The sequence below is a fragment of the Bacillus sp. SRB_331 genome (genome assembly GCF_003264175.1).
Taxonomy (GTDB): Bacteria; Bacillota; Bacilli; order Bacillales; family Bacillaceae_G; genus Bacillus_A; species Bacillus_A mycoides.
In genome coordinates, this window is record NZ_NADV01000043.1 from 90,146 (window position 1) to 105,801 (window position 15,656).

A 15,656-nucleotide genomic window follows, 5' to 3' on the forward strand; every position below is an offset into this window, starting at 1 on the left:
GTTTCTTATGCAGATTCTTCGTTTGTAATCGCATTCGAATTTGTTTCTGGATGCCAAATATAAAAATCACCATCAGTTACTGATACTGGCTGGAAACTTAATTTATCCCAAAAACCAGATGACTGGATACGTGCTATCGTTTTAATTGGGAATTGTAGTTGTTTCGCATAATTAACAAGCATTTGTCCGAATCCTTGTTTTTGAAAAGTCGGCAATACTTCAAGTTTATAAAGTTCTAGGTAAGTACCTGTAATTTCAAATGGTTCTCCACCGTTCCTTTTCATATATAGACTCATACGTGCGATTAGCGATCCACCATAATAAATACCGTAAAATGGAGACTCACTATCATTTTCAATAATGTTTGCTTGTAATTCTTCCAACATGGATAGTTCTTGAGCTCCGCACCCTTTAAATTTTTTAAATTCATCTAATGTTTTATAATTGATGAGCAAGCGTTCAACTTTTGGGAATCCCATTACATCACGTCCTTTTCTTATCTTGTTGAATGCAGAAAAGTTAAAATATTTATAATAATATTATAACTCATTTTTAAATTTTTATGAAGAAGATAGAATATTTCTTTCATTATTTTTTTGAGGATTTGCTAAACTAAGAATAGAACTATGTATATAGGTAGCATATACGTAGTGAAAGAAGAGTTGCATTTGTTAAAAGATAATTGAATCCTCAACTATGTAATTGTAATTTAATAAGATATAAAGGGGGAAAGGCAAGGGAACTTATATCACTTGTTAATATGAGTTCTTTGTGTGAAGATGAAAATTGGAATTGTTGGACCGGGAGCTATTGGTCTCCTATATACATTTTATTTACAAAAAAGTAATCAAGATGTTACGTTGTTTACAAGAAACGATAAGCAAGCAGAAGAATTAAACTTAACGGGTGTAACTTGTATTAGGAATGGAGAACGTGAAACGGTATTTCCATCTATTTTACCGATAGAAAGTATGCTGGATAAACAGTTAGATTATACATTTATTGCTGTAAAGCAATATCATGTAACTGATATATTACCTTTTGTGCAGGGAGAATCGTCATTAATCTTTTTGCAAAATGGAATGTCACATCTTCACGTTATGCAAAAAATAGGAAATGAACGTATAGCAGTCGGGATTGTGGAGCATGGTGCAAAAAAAGAGGATGGACATACAGTTCGTCATACTGGAATAGGTGTTACAAAGTTTGGTGTAGTGCGTGGTCAATCTAGTTGTTTTAAAAAGGTATTTAATTGTTTTCCTTTTGATTATTTTCCGATTCAGATAGAAGATGATTGGAAGGGGATTATGCGTAATAAATTAGTAGTCAATGTATGTATTAATCCGTTGACGGCATTATTGCGGGTTGAGAACGGGGAGTTAATTTCAAACCCGCTTTTTTATCAAATGATGGAGCAAGTATTTCAGGAAGTTGCATTTCTTGTTAAAGAAGAAGATAAGGAAATGCTATGGAAAATGGTATGCCAAGTATGTGAAAAAACATCCCATAATACTTCATCTATGTTAGCGGACGTAAGAGCGAATAGACAAACGGAAGTTAATGCGATTGTTGGATATGTATTAGAAGAAGCTAAGGAACAACAACAATCTGTTCCGACACTTCGATTTTTGTTCAATGCAATAAAAGGAATGGAATTATAAGTGTTTTTCTTTGCTTTTACGTGAAACATTGAATACAATGTGGGTTGGTGAGAGAACAGGATACGAAAGGAAGAATTATATGGAGATAAAAGAAATCTCTGTTCCACTACAAGGTGTTGTAGCGGACTATATGAACGGTAAAAAAGAGATACAGTCATGTTTTGATTATCTGTTAACAGAGGATGCTTTTAAACAGCGTTTACATGATTTACGTGAGAGAGAGTTTTTCCGTCAAGATTTAGTAACGCATTTATTAGAATATAATACACAATTGCAAGCGGGAGAATTTACAATTCAAAATATAAAAGCGCTTGAAGATGAAAATACATATGTAGTTATAGCTGGACAACAAGCTGGGTTATTAACTGGTCCGCTTTATACAGTTCATAAGATCATTTCAATTTTACAGCTTGCAAAAGAAAAAGAAGAGAGCTTAGGGGTTCGGGTTGTTCCTGTCTTTTGGATTGCTGGTGAAGACCATGATATGGATGAAATTAATCATACATTTGTAACGAAAAATAAAAAAATAAAAAAGACCATTTTTCATGATCGTTATCCGAAAAAGGCGAGTGCTTCTGAGTCTGAGTTTTCTATTGAAGACTGTAGAAAATGGGTCGAAGAGATTTTTAAAACATATCCGGAAACGAATTTTACAAAGGATGTATTACAATTTGTTGATGATGCTTTAGGTAAATCGCATACATATGTAGATTTCTTTGCGCACCTTATTACGAAAATGTTCGCAAATTCTGGTTTAATTCTTGTAGATTCACATCATCCTGCATTAAGAAAATTAGAAGTGCCGTTTTTACAACAAATTATAAGTAAATATAAAGAAATTCAAGTAGGGCTTCGTAATCAACAGGAAGTACTTAAGGAATTAGGATTTAAACCGATTATTGAAACGAAGACAAATGCAGTGCATATATTTATGGAAATTGATAATGAGCGAGTATTGCTTGAAGAGAATCAAGGGAAGTTTATTGGAAAAGATGGAGTGCATTCATTTTCGTATGAAGAATTGATGGAAGAGATGGAAAGAAGTCCAGAACGTTTTAGTAATAATGTTGTAACGCGCCCTCTTATGCAAGAATATGTGTTTCCTACGTTAGCGTTTATTGGCGGTCCAGGGGAGTTAGCTTATTGGAGTGAATTGCAACAAGTGTTTCATACGGCAGGTTTCCAAATGCCACCTGTTGTTCCGCGGCTTACAATTACTTATATGGAGCGAGATATAGCGACAGATTTATATGATTTAGATTTGCAAGAAATTGATCCATTTCTAAATAATATAGATAATCTGCGTGACAATTGGCTTTCTAATCAAATAGAGGAACCGATAGACGAGCGATTTATAGAAGCGAAAAAAGAAATAATGGATATTCATACATCATTACAACAATTCGTGAAAAAAATAGATCCAGGGTTAAATGAGTTTGCGGGGAAAAATGAACTGAAAATTAATGAGCAAATTGAACTGTTAGAAAAAATGTTGAAAAGAAATGTTGAGAAGAAACATGAGGTTCAACTGAATAAATTCCGCCGTTTACAATTCGCGCTTCGTCCATTAGGAGCACCGCAAGAACGTGTGTGGAATGTGTGTTATTATTTAAATCAGTTCGGCCTTGATTTTGTTGACCGGGTAATGGAACAATCTTTTTCGTGGGATGGAAAACATCATGTAATAAAACTATAGAATCTTGCTCTTTTGAGCAGGATTTTATTTTTATTCTGTTGAATTAACTGTGAAGTGAAATATTTCTGAATTATCCATCTTATGTTAATGTAATGAATCGCTATGTATCAGGTATATATATATGACAAAATAGCACAAAATGTAAACGGATTAATATCTTTTTCGACAGGTTTTTGTTTAAATTCCCGCAAAAAATGATAAAATTTAGTATATAATAAAATAAAATAGCGATTTGTATAGCGTACTACCTTGTTGGAAGTTAAATGAGTCGTTCTTTAGTAGCATTTCATCCCCTAGTAGTAAATTGTGTTTGTAGAGTGAGAAATGTATTTAACATAATTAATTGGAAAAAGAGTAGGTGCAGCAATGTTCAAACACGTAACAGTACTTTTGAAAGAAACAGTAGATGGCTTAGATATAAAACCGAGTGGTACATATGTAGATTGTACACTGGGTGGAGGAGGACATAGTTCTTATTTATTATCTCAGCTAACAGATGGTGGAAAGTTAATAGCATTTGATCAAGATGAAATAGCGATTCAAAATGCGAAGGAAAAATTTTCTTCTTATGGTGAACAATTTGTAACAGTGAAGAGCAACTTCCGTTATTTATCTGAAAAACTACATGAATTAGGTATCACAGAAGTAGACGGGATTTTATTCGATTTAGGTGTTTCATCCCCACAATTAGATACACCAGAGCGTGGCTTTAGTTATCATCATGATGCACCGTTAGATATGCGGATGGATCAAGATGCCCCATTAACAGCATATGATGTTGTGAACAGCTGGTCATATGAACAACTCGTAAGAATTTTCTTCCAATACGGAGAAGAAAAATTTTCAAAGCAAATAACAAGGAAAATTGAAGCTTATCGCGAGAATAAGGCTATTGAAACGACAGGAGAATTAGTGGAATTAATTAAAGAAGGTATTCCAGCTCCGGCACGTAGAACAGGTGGACATCCTGCGAAGCGAGTATTTCAAGCGATTCGTATTGCTGTAAATGATGAATTAAAAGTATTTGAAGAAGCGTTGGAATCTGCAATTGATATGGTCAAGCCTGGTGGAAGAGTTAGTGTTATAACATTCCATTCTTTAGAAGATCGTATTTGTAAAACGACGTTTAAGCGAAATAGCACAACGCCGCAATTACCACAGGGACTACCGATTATTCCGGATGAATTTAAGCCGAAATTAAAGCTTATTACAAGGAAACCGATTTTACCTTCTGACATTGAATTAGAAGAAAATAATCGAGCGCGTTCTGCGAAGTTGAGAATCGCTGAAAAACGATAAAAAGGAGAGAGAGGTATGACTAATTTAGCTGTAAAGTATAAACAACAGGCGCAAGAAGAGGTACAAATTCAAGCGCCGCCACAGCAGATGGTTAAGCCAAAAGTTAAAACGAAAATTACAAGAATTGAAAAGCTATTGTACGTAACGTTTATTGGGTTTTTATTATATGCTTGTGTAGCTTTTATTGGGAATAAAGCGGGTCTATATCAAGTTAATGTAGAAGCAGCGACGATAGAAGAACAAATTGTGAAAAAACAAAAGGAAAATCAAGAATTGCAGGCTGAAGTAGAGAAGTTAAGTCGTTATGAACGTATCGCTGAAGTTGCAAAAAAACACGGGCTAGAAATTAATGCGAATAATGTGAAAGGCCTAAAGTAAGGCAAATAGGTGTGAAGAAAAGATGAAGAGAAATATGACCAAATTTCATACCAATAAGGGAGCAGGTTATTTTATGATATTTTTCCTCCTGCTCTTTTTGCTGTTATTAGCCCGATTTTTTTACATACAAGCAACAGGAACAGTGGACAATCATGATTTGAAGAAACTTGCTGAGCAGAAACATAGTAAAAAGGGAGTTCTCGAAGCGAATCGAGGAACAATTTATGATCAAAATGGTCATGTGCTAGCACAAGACGCAAATTCCTATAGAATGGTAGCGGAATTAAAAGGTGCTAAGCCTGTTGAGGATAAAGAGGATACTGCAAAGAAAATCGCTGGAGTACTCGGAACGGGCGAAGACGCGATCTTAGCCGCTTTAAATAAAGATAGAAGTCAAGTGGAATTTGGAACATTGGGTAAGGGCTTGACGAAAGAAAAGAAAGAACAAATAGAAGCATTGAAATTGCCGGGAATAACTTTTATTACCGAAAATGCGAGAGTGTATCCAAACGGTGATTTCGCATCTTACGTCATAGGTCATGCCAGACCTGATGATAATGGAATCGCAGTAGGTGAATTTGGCTTAGAAAAGAGTTTGGATAAGTATTTAGGGGCTTCTAATGGTGAGGTAGCTTATACAGGTGACCGTAAAGGAGTATCTCTTGACGGCGGGAAAGTGAATGTAAAGGCACCTAAAAATGGAGATAATGTGTATTTAACGCTTGACCAACGTATTCAAAGTTATTTAGAAGACGCAATGAAAGAAGCGAGTAAACATTATGAACCAGAAAGTTTAATAGGAATTGTTGCAGACCCCAAAACAGGGAAAATATTAGCGATGTCTAGTAAACCTAGTTATGATCCGAACCAAGAGAATAATGAATATTTTTATAATGATGCCATTGCAAATGCATTTGAACCAGGATCAACAATGAAGATTTTCACATTAGCAGCGGCCATTAATGAAGGTGTATACAAGGGACAAGACTTTTATCAGTCTGGTACATATCAAGTAGGTAATCGCAAAATAAAAGATCATAACGGCGGCGCTGGATGGGGTTCTATTACTTTTGACGAAGGGGTAGAGCGCTCTTCAAACGTAGCGTTTGCAATTTTAGGTGATCAAAAGCTTGGTCCAGATCGTTTCCGGAAATATATTCATAATTTTGGATTAGATGAAAAAACAAACATTGATTTACTTGGTGAAGGGTCAAATACAATTTTATTTGATCAACAAATACAACAAGTAACAACAGCGTTTGGACAAGGTTCTACAGTTACACCAATTCAACTTGTACAAGCTGCAACAGCGATTGCAAATGATGGGAAAATGATGAAACCTTATACAATTGATAAAATTGTGGATCCAATAACAGGTAAAGTACAGCTAGAGCATAAACCAAAAGAAGTAGGGAAACCTGTTTCCAAAGAGACAGCAGCGCAAGTAAGGCAATTACTAGAACGTGTTGTTACATCACCGAAAGGAACAGGAACTGCATATAAAGTTGATGGGTATTCAGTCGGGGGGAAAACAGGTACAGCACAAATTCCTGACGGGAAAGGTGGCTATATGACGGGAAGAGAGAATTATATATTCTCATTCTTAGGTATGGCACCGATGGACGATCCGCAACTTGTTGTGTATGTGTCCGTTAAACAACCAAAATTAAAAGATGATGAAAACGGGGCTAAACCTTTAGCAGATATCTTTAAATATGTAACGAAAAATAGCTTAGAGTACTTAAAGATTAAGCCGAATGAAGTAAAAGACCCGAAAAAATATGTGAAAGAACAACAAACTTTCGTTCCAGATGTAACCGGAAAAACGATGGAAGAAGCGAAAAAAGCAATTGATAAAGCAAAACTTCGTCCAATCGTATTAGGTGAAGGTAAAGTGCAGCAGCAAGTGCCAAAAGCAACTGAACAAACATTAAAGGGTGATCGAGTCTTCTTAGTAGGAGATAAACCTACAATGCCAAATATACAGGGATGGGCACTGCGTGATGTTATGAATTTAGCAAAAACATTAAAGCTTAACTTAAAACCTTCTGGTACAGGATATGTAACTGAGCAAAGTGTAGCGGAAGGGACATTGTTGCAACCTGGTACAGAATTAGGTGTAACACTCGTACCACCACTTGAACCGCAGCAAGAAGCAGAAAAGCCATAATGGTAATAGGGAAGAAGTTCTAATTAAATAAGTACAAGCATATATTGGAACAAGCTAGGCGTAAGGGAGGCTTGTTCCAATATGCGTGTATCAAATGTAACAGTTAGAAAACGACTTATTTTTATACTTATATCGGGTATACTCATTTTCACCATTATCGATATTCGTCTTGGATATGTGCAATTTTTTCTTGGAAATATGTTAACGGATCGTGCGAAGGATTCATGGAGTCGTAATATTACTTTTGAACCAGAGCGAGGGAAAATTTTAGATCGAAATGGTGTGGAGCTTGCTACGAATAAAAGTGCACCGACCGTCTTTGTTGTGCCGAGGCAAATTGAAAAACCAGCAGAGACTGCAGAGAAGTTAGCTGCAGTATTAGGTGTGGAAAAAGATGATGTTTATAAGCGGATTACAAAAAAAGAATCGATTGTAAGGCTTGATAAAGGCGGAAGGAAAATATCGCATGACAAAGCGAAAGAAGTACGCGGATTAAGTTTAAAGGGTGTGTACATCGCAGAGGATTCTATCCGGTACTATCCATTCGGTAATTTTTTATCACACGTATTAGGATTTGCGGGCAGTGATAATCAAGGGCTTATGGGACTAGAGAAATATTATGATAAAGAGCTAAATGGTGATAAAGGTCATGTGCGATTTTTTGCAGACGCGAAAGGACAGAGAATGCCTAACGTTGGAGATGATTTCAAAAAACCAGAAGCCGGCTTGAATTTAGGATTAACAATTGATTCACGCATTACGAGGATTATGGAAAGAGAAATGAATATTGCGGAATCAACGTATAACCCTGATGGTATGATAGCAATTGCAATGAATCCGAAAAATGGTGAAATTTTAGGTATGTCAAGTCGACCAAGTTTTGATCCAGCAGATTTCCAAAGTGTTTCTCCGGAAGTATATAACAGAAACTTACCTGTATGGAGTACGTATGAGCCGGGGTCAACATTTAAGATTATTACATTAGCTGCAGCCTTGAATGAAAATTTAGTAGACTTAGAGAAAGATACATTTTATGATGATGGGGCAGCTGAAGTTGGTGGAGCTAGATTGCGGTGTTGGAAAGCTGGAGGCCATGGTAGCCAAACGTTTTTAGAGGTAGTTCAAAACTCTTGTAACCCAGGATTTATTGAACTCGGTGATCGTCTTGGTAAAGATCGATTGTTTAAATACATTCGCAATTTCGGGTTTGGACAGAAGACCGGAATTGATTTACAAGGTGAAGGTAGCGGTATTTTATTTAATTTAGATAAAGTTGGTCCAGTCGAGCAAGCGACGACTTCATTTGGGCAAGGTGTTTCTGTTACACCGATTCAACAAGTAGCAGCTGTAGCGGCCGCTGTAAATGGTGGAACTTTGTATCAGCCATATATAGCGAAGGAATTTATTGATCCGAAGAATAATCAAGTTGTCAGCAAAAAGACACCTGTTGCGAAAAGGGAAGTTATTTCCAAGGAAACTTCAGAGAAAGTTCGTTACGCATTAGAGAATGTTGTAGCGAAAGGTTCGGGTAAAGGGGCTTATATTGATGGATATCGTGTAGGTGGAAAAACTGGAACTGCTCAAAAGGTGAAAGATGGAAAATATTTAGATAATAACTATATTGTATCATTTATCGGTTTTGCTCCAGCTGACGATCCGCAAATTGTTGTTTATGTAGCAGTGGATAATCCAAAAGGAGTCACTCAATTTGGTGGAGTTGTAGCAGCACCTATTGTTGGGAATATTCTTCGTGACGCACTTCCTGTAATGGGAGTGGAACCGAGAAAAGAGCAAGTTGAGAAAGAATATAAATGGGGCGATACACCAACTGTGGAAGTTCCTAATTTAATTGGTATGAAAAAGAAAGATTTACAAACGCAACTTGTAGACTTGAAGCTTGATATAAGTGGTGATGGTGGGAAAGTAATTAAACAATCACCAGAAGCAGGAGCTAAAGTAAAAGAGGGTTCAAAAGTTAGAATTTACTTCGGGAATTAAAGGTAACTGATTGTGTTTTATGGTACAATTGGTGGAAGTGAGTTCTTTATAGAAAAATTGCTTTACTTGAGACGATAAGTGTCTCATTAATAAATAAATCTATTGATTAGACTATAGTAGCACTTACCTCCTATTTTTATATAACTAGGAGGTAACGTGTTACTTGCTAAAATAAGAGATAAATAAACAATGTAGAGAGGGTTTAGTGAAATGAAGTTGCATACACTTGTATCATGTTTGCATGATTTTCCAGTTGTTCCAACAGAAAATCCAGAAATAACATCTATTGAAGCGGATTCACGTAAAGTGAAAGAGGGAAGCTTATTTATATGTATGAAAGGATATACGGTTGATAGCCATGACTTTGCTAAGCAAGCAGCCGCACAAGGAGCGGCTGCTATTGTTGCGGAAAGACCAATTGATGTTGACGTTCCAGTTGTACTTGTGAAAAATACTTTTCGTTCGCTAGCGGTTTTAGCTGATTATTTTTATGGTCAACCAACACACAAGTTACATTTAATCGGTATTACAGGTACAAATGGAAAGACAACAACATCGCATATTATGGATGAAATTATGCGCGCACATGGTCATAAAACAGGGCTAATTGGAACGATTAATATGAAAATCGGTGATGAAACATTTGAGGTGAAAAATACAACACCAGATGCACTAACACTTCAACAGACATTTTCAAAAATGGTTGAACAAGGTGTGGATAGCACAGTAATGGAAGTTTCGTCTCATGCTTTAGATCTTGGCCGTGTACACGGGTGCGATTATGATGTTGCAGTATTTACGAATTTAACACAAGATCATTTAGACTATCATAAAACGATGGAAGAATATAAACATGCGAAAGGGTTGCTTTTCGCACAGCTTGGCAATAGTTATCATCATAATCGTGAAAAATACGCTATATTAAACAGTGATGATTCAGTAGCAGAAGAGTATATGAGAAGTACAGCAGCTACTGTTGTAACATACGGTATAGATGTTGCAAGCGACATTATGGCACGAGATATCGTAATGACGAGTGGCGGTACAACATTTACACTTGTAACACCGTATGAAACTGTAAATGTTACGATGAAATTAATTGGTAAGTTTAATGTATACAACGTGTTAGCTGCTACAGCAGCAGGTCTTGTTTCAGGAGTGAGCTTACAAACAATTATTGATGTAATTAAAGAGCTTGCTGGCGTTCCTGGACGTTTTGAAGTTGTAGATGGTGGACAAAATTACACAGTTATTGTTGACTATGCGCATACACCTGATAGCTTAGAGAACGTACTAAAAACAGCAAAACAGTTTGCAAAAGGCGATGTATATTGTATCGTTGGTTGCGGTGGTGATAGAGATAGAACGAAAAGACCAATAATGGCAAGTGTCGCAACCGAATATGCAACTCATGCAATTTATACATCAGATAATCCAAGAAGTGAAGATCCGAAGGCTATTTTAGATGATATGGTAAATGATGTGAATGGGAATAATTATGAAGTAATTGTCGATCGAAAAGAAGCGATACGTTCCGCTATCTCGAAAGTAAAAGCAGAAGATATTATTATTATTGCTGGTAAAGGGCATGAAACGTATCAAATTATTGGTAAAGAAGTTCATCATTTTGACGATCGTGAAGTTGCTAAAGAAGCAATCACGGAGCGTTTAAACAACGAAGTGTAACAGCATGAGAGGAGGACTACATGTGCTTGAACAAGGTTTATTAGTAACGGCTGGGGTAGCATTTTTAATTTCTGTTGCCCTTTCGCCATTATTTATTCCATTTTTAAGAAAGTTAAAGTTCGGACAGAGTATTCGTGACGAAGGACCGAAGTCACATCAAAAGAAATCAGGGACACCAACGATGGGTGGTATTGTCATATATGTATCTATGATGGTGACTACGCTTATTATGGCGATTAAATTTAACAATTTAGGTGCAGAAGTATCATTGTTATTATTAGTTACATTTGGGTACGGATTAATCGGATTTTTAGATGACTACATAAAAGTAGTAAAGAAAAGAAATCTTGGTTTAACATCAAAACAAAAATTGATTGGTCAGCTTGTAATTGCTATTGCGTTCTTTTTAATTGGAAAAGGGCAAGCATTTCACACGTATATCATGATTCCAGGAACCGATGTTAAATTTGAATTAGGCTGGGCGTATTTTGTTCTCGTATTATTTATGCTTATTGGTGGATCAAATGCGGTTAATTTAACAGATGGTTTAGATGGTTTATTATCAGGAACAGCTGCTATTGCATTCGGAGCATTTAGTATTATTGCTGTAGCTCAAGAACAATTTGGGGTAGCGATTTTCTGTATGGCAGTCGTAGGAGCTGTACTTGGCTTTTTAGTATTCAATGCGAATCCAGCGAAAGTATTTATGGGGGATACTGGTTCTCTAGCTTTAGGTGGTGCTATCGCAGCTGTAGCGATTTTGTTAAAACAAGAATTGTTACTCGTTATTATTGGCGGTGTATTCGTAGCGGAAACTTTATCTGTTATTATCCAAGTTATTTCGTTCAAAACAACAGGAAAGCGTGTTTTTAAAATGAGTCCATTACATCATCATTATGAATTATGTGGTTGGTCAGAGTGGCGCGTTGTTGTAACGTTTTGGTCTGTAGGATTTTTATTAGCTGTGCTAGGAATTTATATCGGGGTGTGGATGTAATTGAAAACTGTAACTGAATATCAAAATAAAAATGTTCTTGTATTAGGTATTGCTAAAAGTGGTTATGCAGCAGCTACTTTATTAAAAAAGTTAGGGGCAAACGTCATTGTAAATGATGGGAAACCATTAGCGGGTAATGTGCTTGCAGCTGAGTTACAAGCGGAAGGAATGGATGTTGTGTGTGGTGGGCATCCATTAGAATTGCTGGAGAGAAACATTTCACTTGTCGTAAAAAATCCAGGAATTCCATATTCTAATCCACTCTTAGTGGCGGCGAAAGAAAAACAAATTCCAATTGTAACTGAGGTTGAATTAGCATATTCCATTTCAGCAGCACCGTTTGTTGGGATTACGGGATCTAACGGTAAAACAACAACGACAATGTTAACGTTTGAAATGTTAAAAGAAGGACAAAAGCACCCAGTTATTGCGGGGAATATAGGTACTGTAGCTTGTGAAGTTGCACAATTGGCGAAGGAAAATGAAGTTGTCGTTACGGAACTTTCATCGTTTCAATTGATGGGAGTGGAATCGTTCCAACCAAAAATTGCAGCCTTTTTAAATTTATTTGAAGCGCATTTAGATTATCACGGGACGAAGAAAGAGTATGGTTTGGCGAAAGCGAATATTTTCAAAAACCAAACTGAAGCAGATTATAGTATAATTAACGCAGATGATGCAGATGTCATGGCGTTATCGGCATATAGTAAAGGACAGAAAGTATTATTTTCGACGACGAAAGAAATTGAAGATGGTGCGTATATAAAAGATAACGCTCTTTATTTTAAAGGCGAAAAAGTAGTTAAAGTAAGTGATATTGTTTTACCTGGTAAGCACAATTTAGAAAATATTTTAGCAGCAATGAGTATTGCTAAATTACTAGGTGTTTCTAATGAAGCAATTACTGCTGTGTTAAAAAGTTTTACAGGTGTAAAACATCGCTTAGAATATGTAACAACGATTAATAATCGTAAATTTTATAATGATTCAAAAGCGACGAATATGCTAGCGACAGAAAAAGCATTATCTGCATTTACACAACCGATTGTATTATTGGCTGGTGGACTTGATCGTGGTAATGAATTTGATGATTTAATTCCATATTTTAAACATGTCAAAGCGATTGTGACATTTGGACAAACTGCACCAAAATTAGTAAGAGCGGCAGAAAAAGCAGGATTAGATGTAATTGAAAGTGTCGATACTTTAGATGATGCAGTAGTGAAAGCTTATGCTCATTCTACCGATGGTGATGTAATTCTTCTTTCACCAGCATGTGCAAGCTGGGATCAATTTAAAACATTTGAAGAAAGAGGAGACATTTTTATACAAGCTGTGCATAAACTTATATAAAGTAAATCAAAACATCAGTAGGCTAACACCTACTGATGTTTTGTTACATAGGGCAAAGGTTCTGCCCAAAGAGGTGGTGTTCATGGGTAATGAAGAAAACGCCTGATTTTATTCTCATCATCGTTACACTTGCGTTGTTAACAATCGGAATGATTATGGTTTATAGTGCGAGTGCGGTTTGGGCCTCTTATAAAATGGGGGATTCATTCTTTTTTGCAAAAAGACAATTGTTATTTGCAAGTCTTGGGGTAGTAGCTATGTTTTTTCTGATGAAAATTGATTATTGGGTATGGCGTACGTATTCAAAAGTAATTTTACTAGTTTGTTTCGTTCTTCTTATTCTCGTTCTTATTCCTGGAGTAGGTCTCGTTCGTGGAGGGGCGCGAAGTTGGATTGGAATCGGGGCATTTTCTATCCAACCGTCAGAGTTTATGAAATTCGCGATGATTATTTTCTTAGCAAAATTTTTAGCGGAACGACAAAAATTAATTACATCTTTTAAACGAGGTTTACTACCGGCTCTTAGTTTTGTATTTCTTGCTTTTGGGATAATTATGTTACAGCCAGATCTTGGTACGGGAACGGTAATGATTGGGACATGTATTATTATGATATTTATTTCGGGAGCAAGGGTCTTTCACTTTGCAATGTTTGGTTTGCTTGGTGCAGCGGGATTTGTAGGGTTAATTGCATCAGCGCCATATCGAATGAAACGCATCACATCATATTTAGATCCGTGGTCGGATCCGCTCGGAAGTGGATTTCAAATTATCCAATCGTTACTCGCAATTGGACCTGGTGGTTTATTTGGGCTTGGACTTGGACAAAGTAGACAAAAATTTCTTTATTTACCTGAACCACAAACAGACTTTATATTTGCAATCTTATCCGAGGAATTAGGTTTTATTGGTGGTTCATTTGTGTTATTATTATTTAGTCTATTATTATGGCGTGGGATTCGTATAGCATTAGGAGCGCCAGATTTATATGGTACGTTTTTAGCAGTAGGTATTGTGGCGATGATTGCGATTCAAGTAATGATTAATGTTGGTGTTGTAACAGGACTGATGCCTGTTACCGGTATTACTTTGCCATTTTTAAGTTATGGTGGATCAAGTTTGACCTTAATGTTAATGGCAGTAGGTGTATTATTGAATATAAGTCGCCATTCTCGCTATTAAACCCTGTTTAAAAGACAGGGTTTTTCGTGTGTGTGTGAAAATACAATATGTATATAGAAATAAATACGATTGAATAAGAACAGGGAAGTGGAGGAATCAGTAGTGCGAGTATTAGTAAGTGGTGGGGGTACTGGAGGACATATTTATCCAGCTCTTGCTTTAATTAGAGAAATAAAAAAACTAAATCCGGAAGCAAGATTTTTATACATTGGTACAGAGAATGGATTAGAGAGTACCATCGTACCGAAAGCGGGTATTCCGTTCCAATCTATTGTTATAAGTGGATTTAAACGAAAAATATCTCTTGATAATGTAAAAACCGTGATGCGTTTCCTAAAAGGTGTTCAAGATAGTAAACGATATATTCGTCGTTTTAACCCTGATATTGTGATTGGTACGGGTGGATACGTATGTGGGCCAGTTGTATATGCTGCGGCTAAATTAGGTATTCCGACTATTGTCCATGAACAAAATAGTGTACCTGGTGTAACGAATAAATTTTTAAGTCGTTATGTCGATAAAGTTGCAGTTTGTTTTGAAGCAGCTGCAGAACATTTTCCACAGTCAAAAGTGGTTATGACAGGTAATCCACGTGCATCAGAAGTAATGGACCAAAATGGAATGAAAGGAAAACGTTCGGTAGGACTATCCCTTTCTAAAAAATCCGTGCTTATTTTTGGTGGGAGCCGCGGGGCTAGACCGATTAACGATGCTTTTGTAGAAGCGATTGAACAATTTGGGAATAAAAGTTACGAAGTATTATATGTAACAGGCGAAGTACATTATGATAAAGTTATGGAAGCTGTGAAACAAAAAGGGAATCCGAATAATGTTATTATTAAACCTTTTATTCATAATATGCCAGAGGTACTGACGGGTGTAGATCTTGTTGTTTCAAGGGCAGGGGCTACAACGCTTGCAGAATTAACAGCGTTAGGAAAGCCGAGTGTATTAATTCCAAGTCCGTACGTAACAAATAACCATCAAGAAAAAAATGCACGATCAGTTGTTGATAAAGGAGCAGCTAAAATGCTACTTGAAAAAGATTTAACATCTGAAACGCTTATTCGTGACATTGATGAGATTTTATTGGATACACAAACATTACAAAATATGAAACTGGCTACTAAGCAACTTGGTATTCCAGATGCAGCAAATAAGCTATATGAAGTAATGAACAAGCTTATTAAAAAATAACATTAGGTGAACGCCCTGCATATTACTGTAATAAGGAGAC

At 36.3% G+C, this 15,656-nt stretch carries 12 protein-coding genes; 11 read left to right on the forward strand and 1 reads right to left on the reverse strand.

The window, feature by feature from the left end; all coding sequences use genetic code 11:
- Window positions 1-5: 5 nt before the first annotated feature.
- The gene (locus tag B5P42_RS24990) at window positions 6-479 is read right to left on the reverse strand and encodes an N-acetyltransferase (RefSeq protein WP_002014751.1); all 474 of its coding nucleotides are present in this window, start codon (window positions 477-479) and stop codon (window positions 6-8) included.
- A 294-nt stretch (window positions 480-773) separates the two neighbouring features.
- On the opposite strand from B5P42_RS24990, the gene panE reads away from it, so the two are divergent.
- The 11 genes from panE (at window position 774) to murG (ending at window position 15,616) form a co-directional block, all read left to right on the forward strand.
- Window positions 774-1,661: a 2-dehydropantoate 2-reductase gene (panE, locus tag B5P42_RS24995; RefSeq protein ID WP_002128863.1), complete on the forward strand. Its 888-nt coding sequence runs from the start codon at window positions 774-776 to the stop codon at window positions 1,659-1,661.
- A 79-nt stretch (window positions 1,662-1,740) separates the two neighbouring features.
- Window positions 1,741-3,357 (forward strand): bacillithiol biosynthesis cysteine-adding enzyme BshC, encoded by a 1,617-nt coding sequence (bshC, locus tag B5P42_RS25000; protein ID WP_002128861.1) that lies wholly within the window; start codon window positions 1,741-1,743, stop codon window positions 3,355-3,357.
- Between the two features lie 366 nt (window positions 3,358-3,723).
- The gene (gene rsmH, locus B5P42_RS25005) at window positions 3,724-4,656 is read left to right on the forward strand and encodes a 16S rRNA (cytosine(1402)-N(4))-methyltransferase RsmH (protein WP_002014746.1); all 933 of its coding nucleotides are present in this window, start codon (window positions 3,724-3,726) and stop codon (window positions 4,654-4,656) included.
- A gap of 15 nt (window positions 4,657-4,671) precedes the next feature.
- Window positions 4,672-5,034 carry a cell division protein FtsL gene (gene ftsL / locus B5P42_RS25010; RefSeq protein WP_002014745.1) on the forward strand — a complete coding sequence of 121 codons (363 nt, stop codon included), beginning with the start codon at window positions 4,672-4,674 and terminating at the stop codon, window positions 5,032-5,034.
- A gap of 22 nt (window positions 5,035-5,056) precedes the next feature.
- On the forward strand, window positions 5,057-7,204 hold the full coding sequence (locus B5P42_RS25015; RefSeq protein ID WP_483295823.1) for a penicillin-binding protein: 2,148 nt from the start codon (window positions 5,057-5,059) through the stop codon (window positions 7,202-7,204).
- A gap of 81 nt (window positions 7,205-7,285) precedes the next feature.
- Window positions 7,286-9,202: a stage V sporulation protein D gene (locus B5P42_RS25020; protein WP_002014741.1), complete on the forward strand. Its 1,917-nt coding sequence runs from the start codon at window positions 7,286-7,288 to the stop codon at window positions 9,200-9,202.
- Window positions 9,203-9,412: 210 nt separating this feature from the next.
- On the forward strand, window positions 9,413-10,888 hold the full coding sequence (gene murE, locus B5P42_RS25025) for a UDP-N-acetylmuramoyl-L-alanyl-D-glutamate--2,6-diaminopimelate ligase (protein ID WP_078177802.1): 1,476 nt from the start codon (window positions 9,413-9,415) through the stop codon (window positions 10,886-10,888).
- 22 nt (window positions 10,889-10,910) lie between these two features.
- The gene (gene mraY, locus B5P42_RS25030; protein ID WP_002014738.1) at window positions 10,911-11,885 is read left to right on the forward strand and encodes a phospho-N-acetylmuramoyl-pentapeptide-transferase; all 975 of its coding nucleotides are present in this window, start codon (window positions 10,911-10,913) and stop codon (window positions 11,883-11,885) included.
- Window positions 11,886-13,238, forward strand: a complete 1,353-nt coding sequence (gene murD, locus B5P42_RS25035; protein WP_002142942.1) for a UDP-N-acetylmuramoyl-L-alanine--D-glutamate ligase — start codon at window positions 11,886-11,888, stop codon at window positions 13,236-13,238. It begins immediately after the preceding gene.
- Window positions 13,239-13,327: 89 nt separating this feature from the next.
- On the forward strand, window positions 13,328-14,419 hold the full coding sequence (gene spoVE, locus B5P42_RS25040) for a stage V sporulation protein E (protein WP_002014736.1): 1,092 nt from the start codon (window positions 13,328-13,330) through the stop codon (window positions 14,417-14,419).
- Between the two features lie 102 nt (window positions 14,420-14,521).
- Entirely contained in the window at window positions 14,522-15,616 is a 1,095-nt protein-coding gene (gene murG / locus B5P42_RS25045) for an undecaprenyldiphospho-muramoylpentapeptide beta-N-acetylglucosaminyltransferase (protein WP_002088269.1), read from the forward strand.
- Window positions 15,617-15,656: the final 40 nt, after the last annotated feature.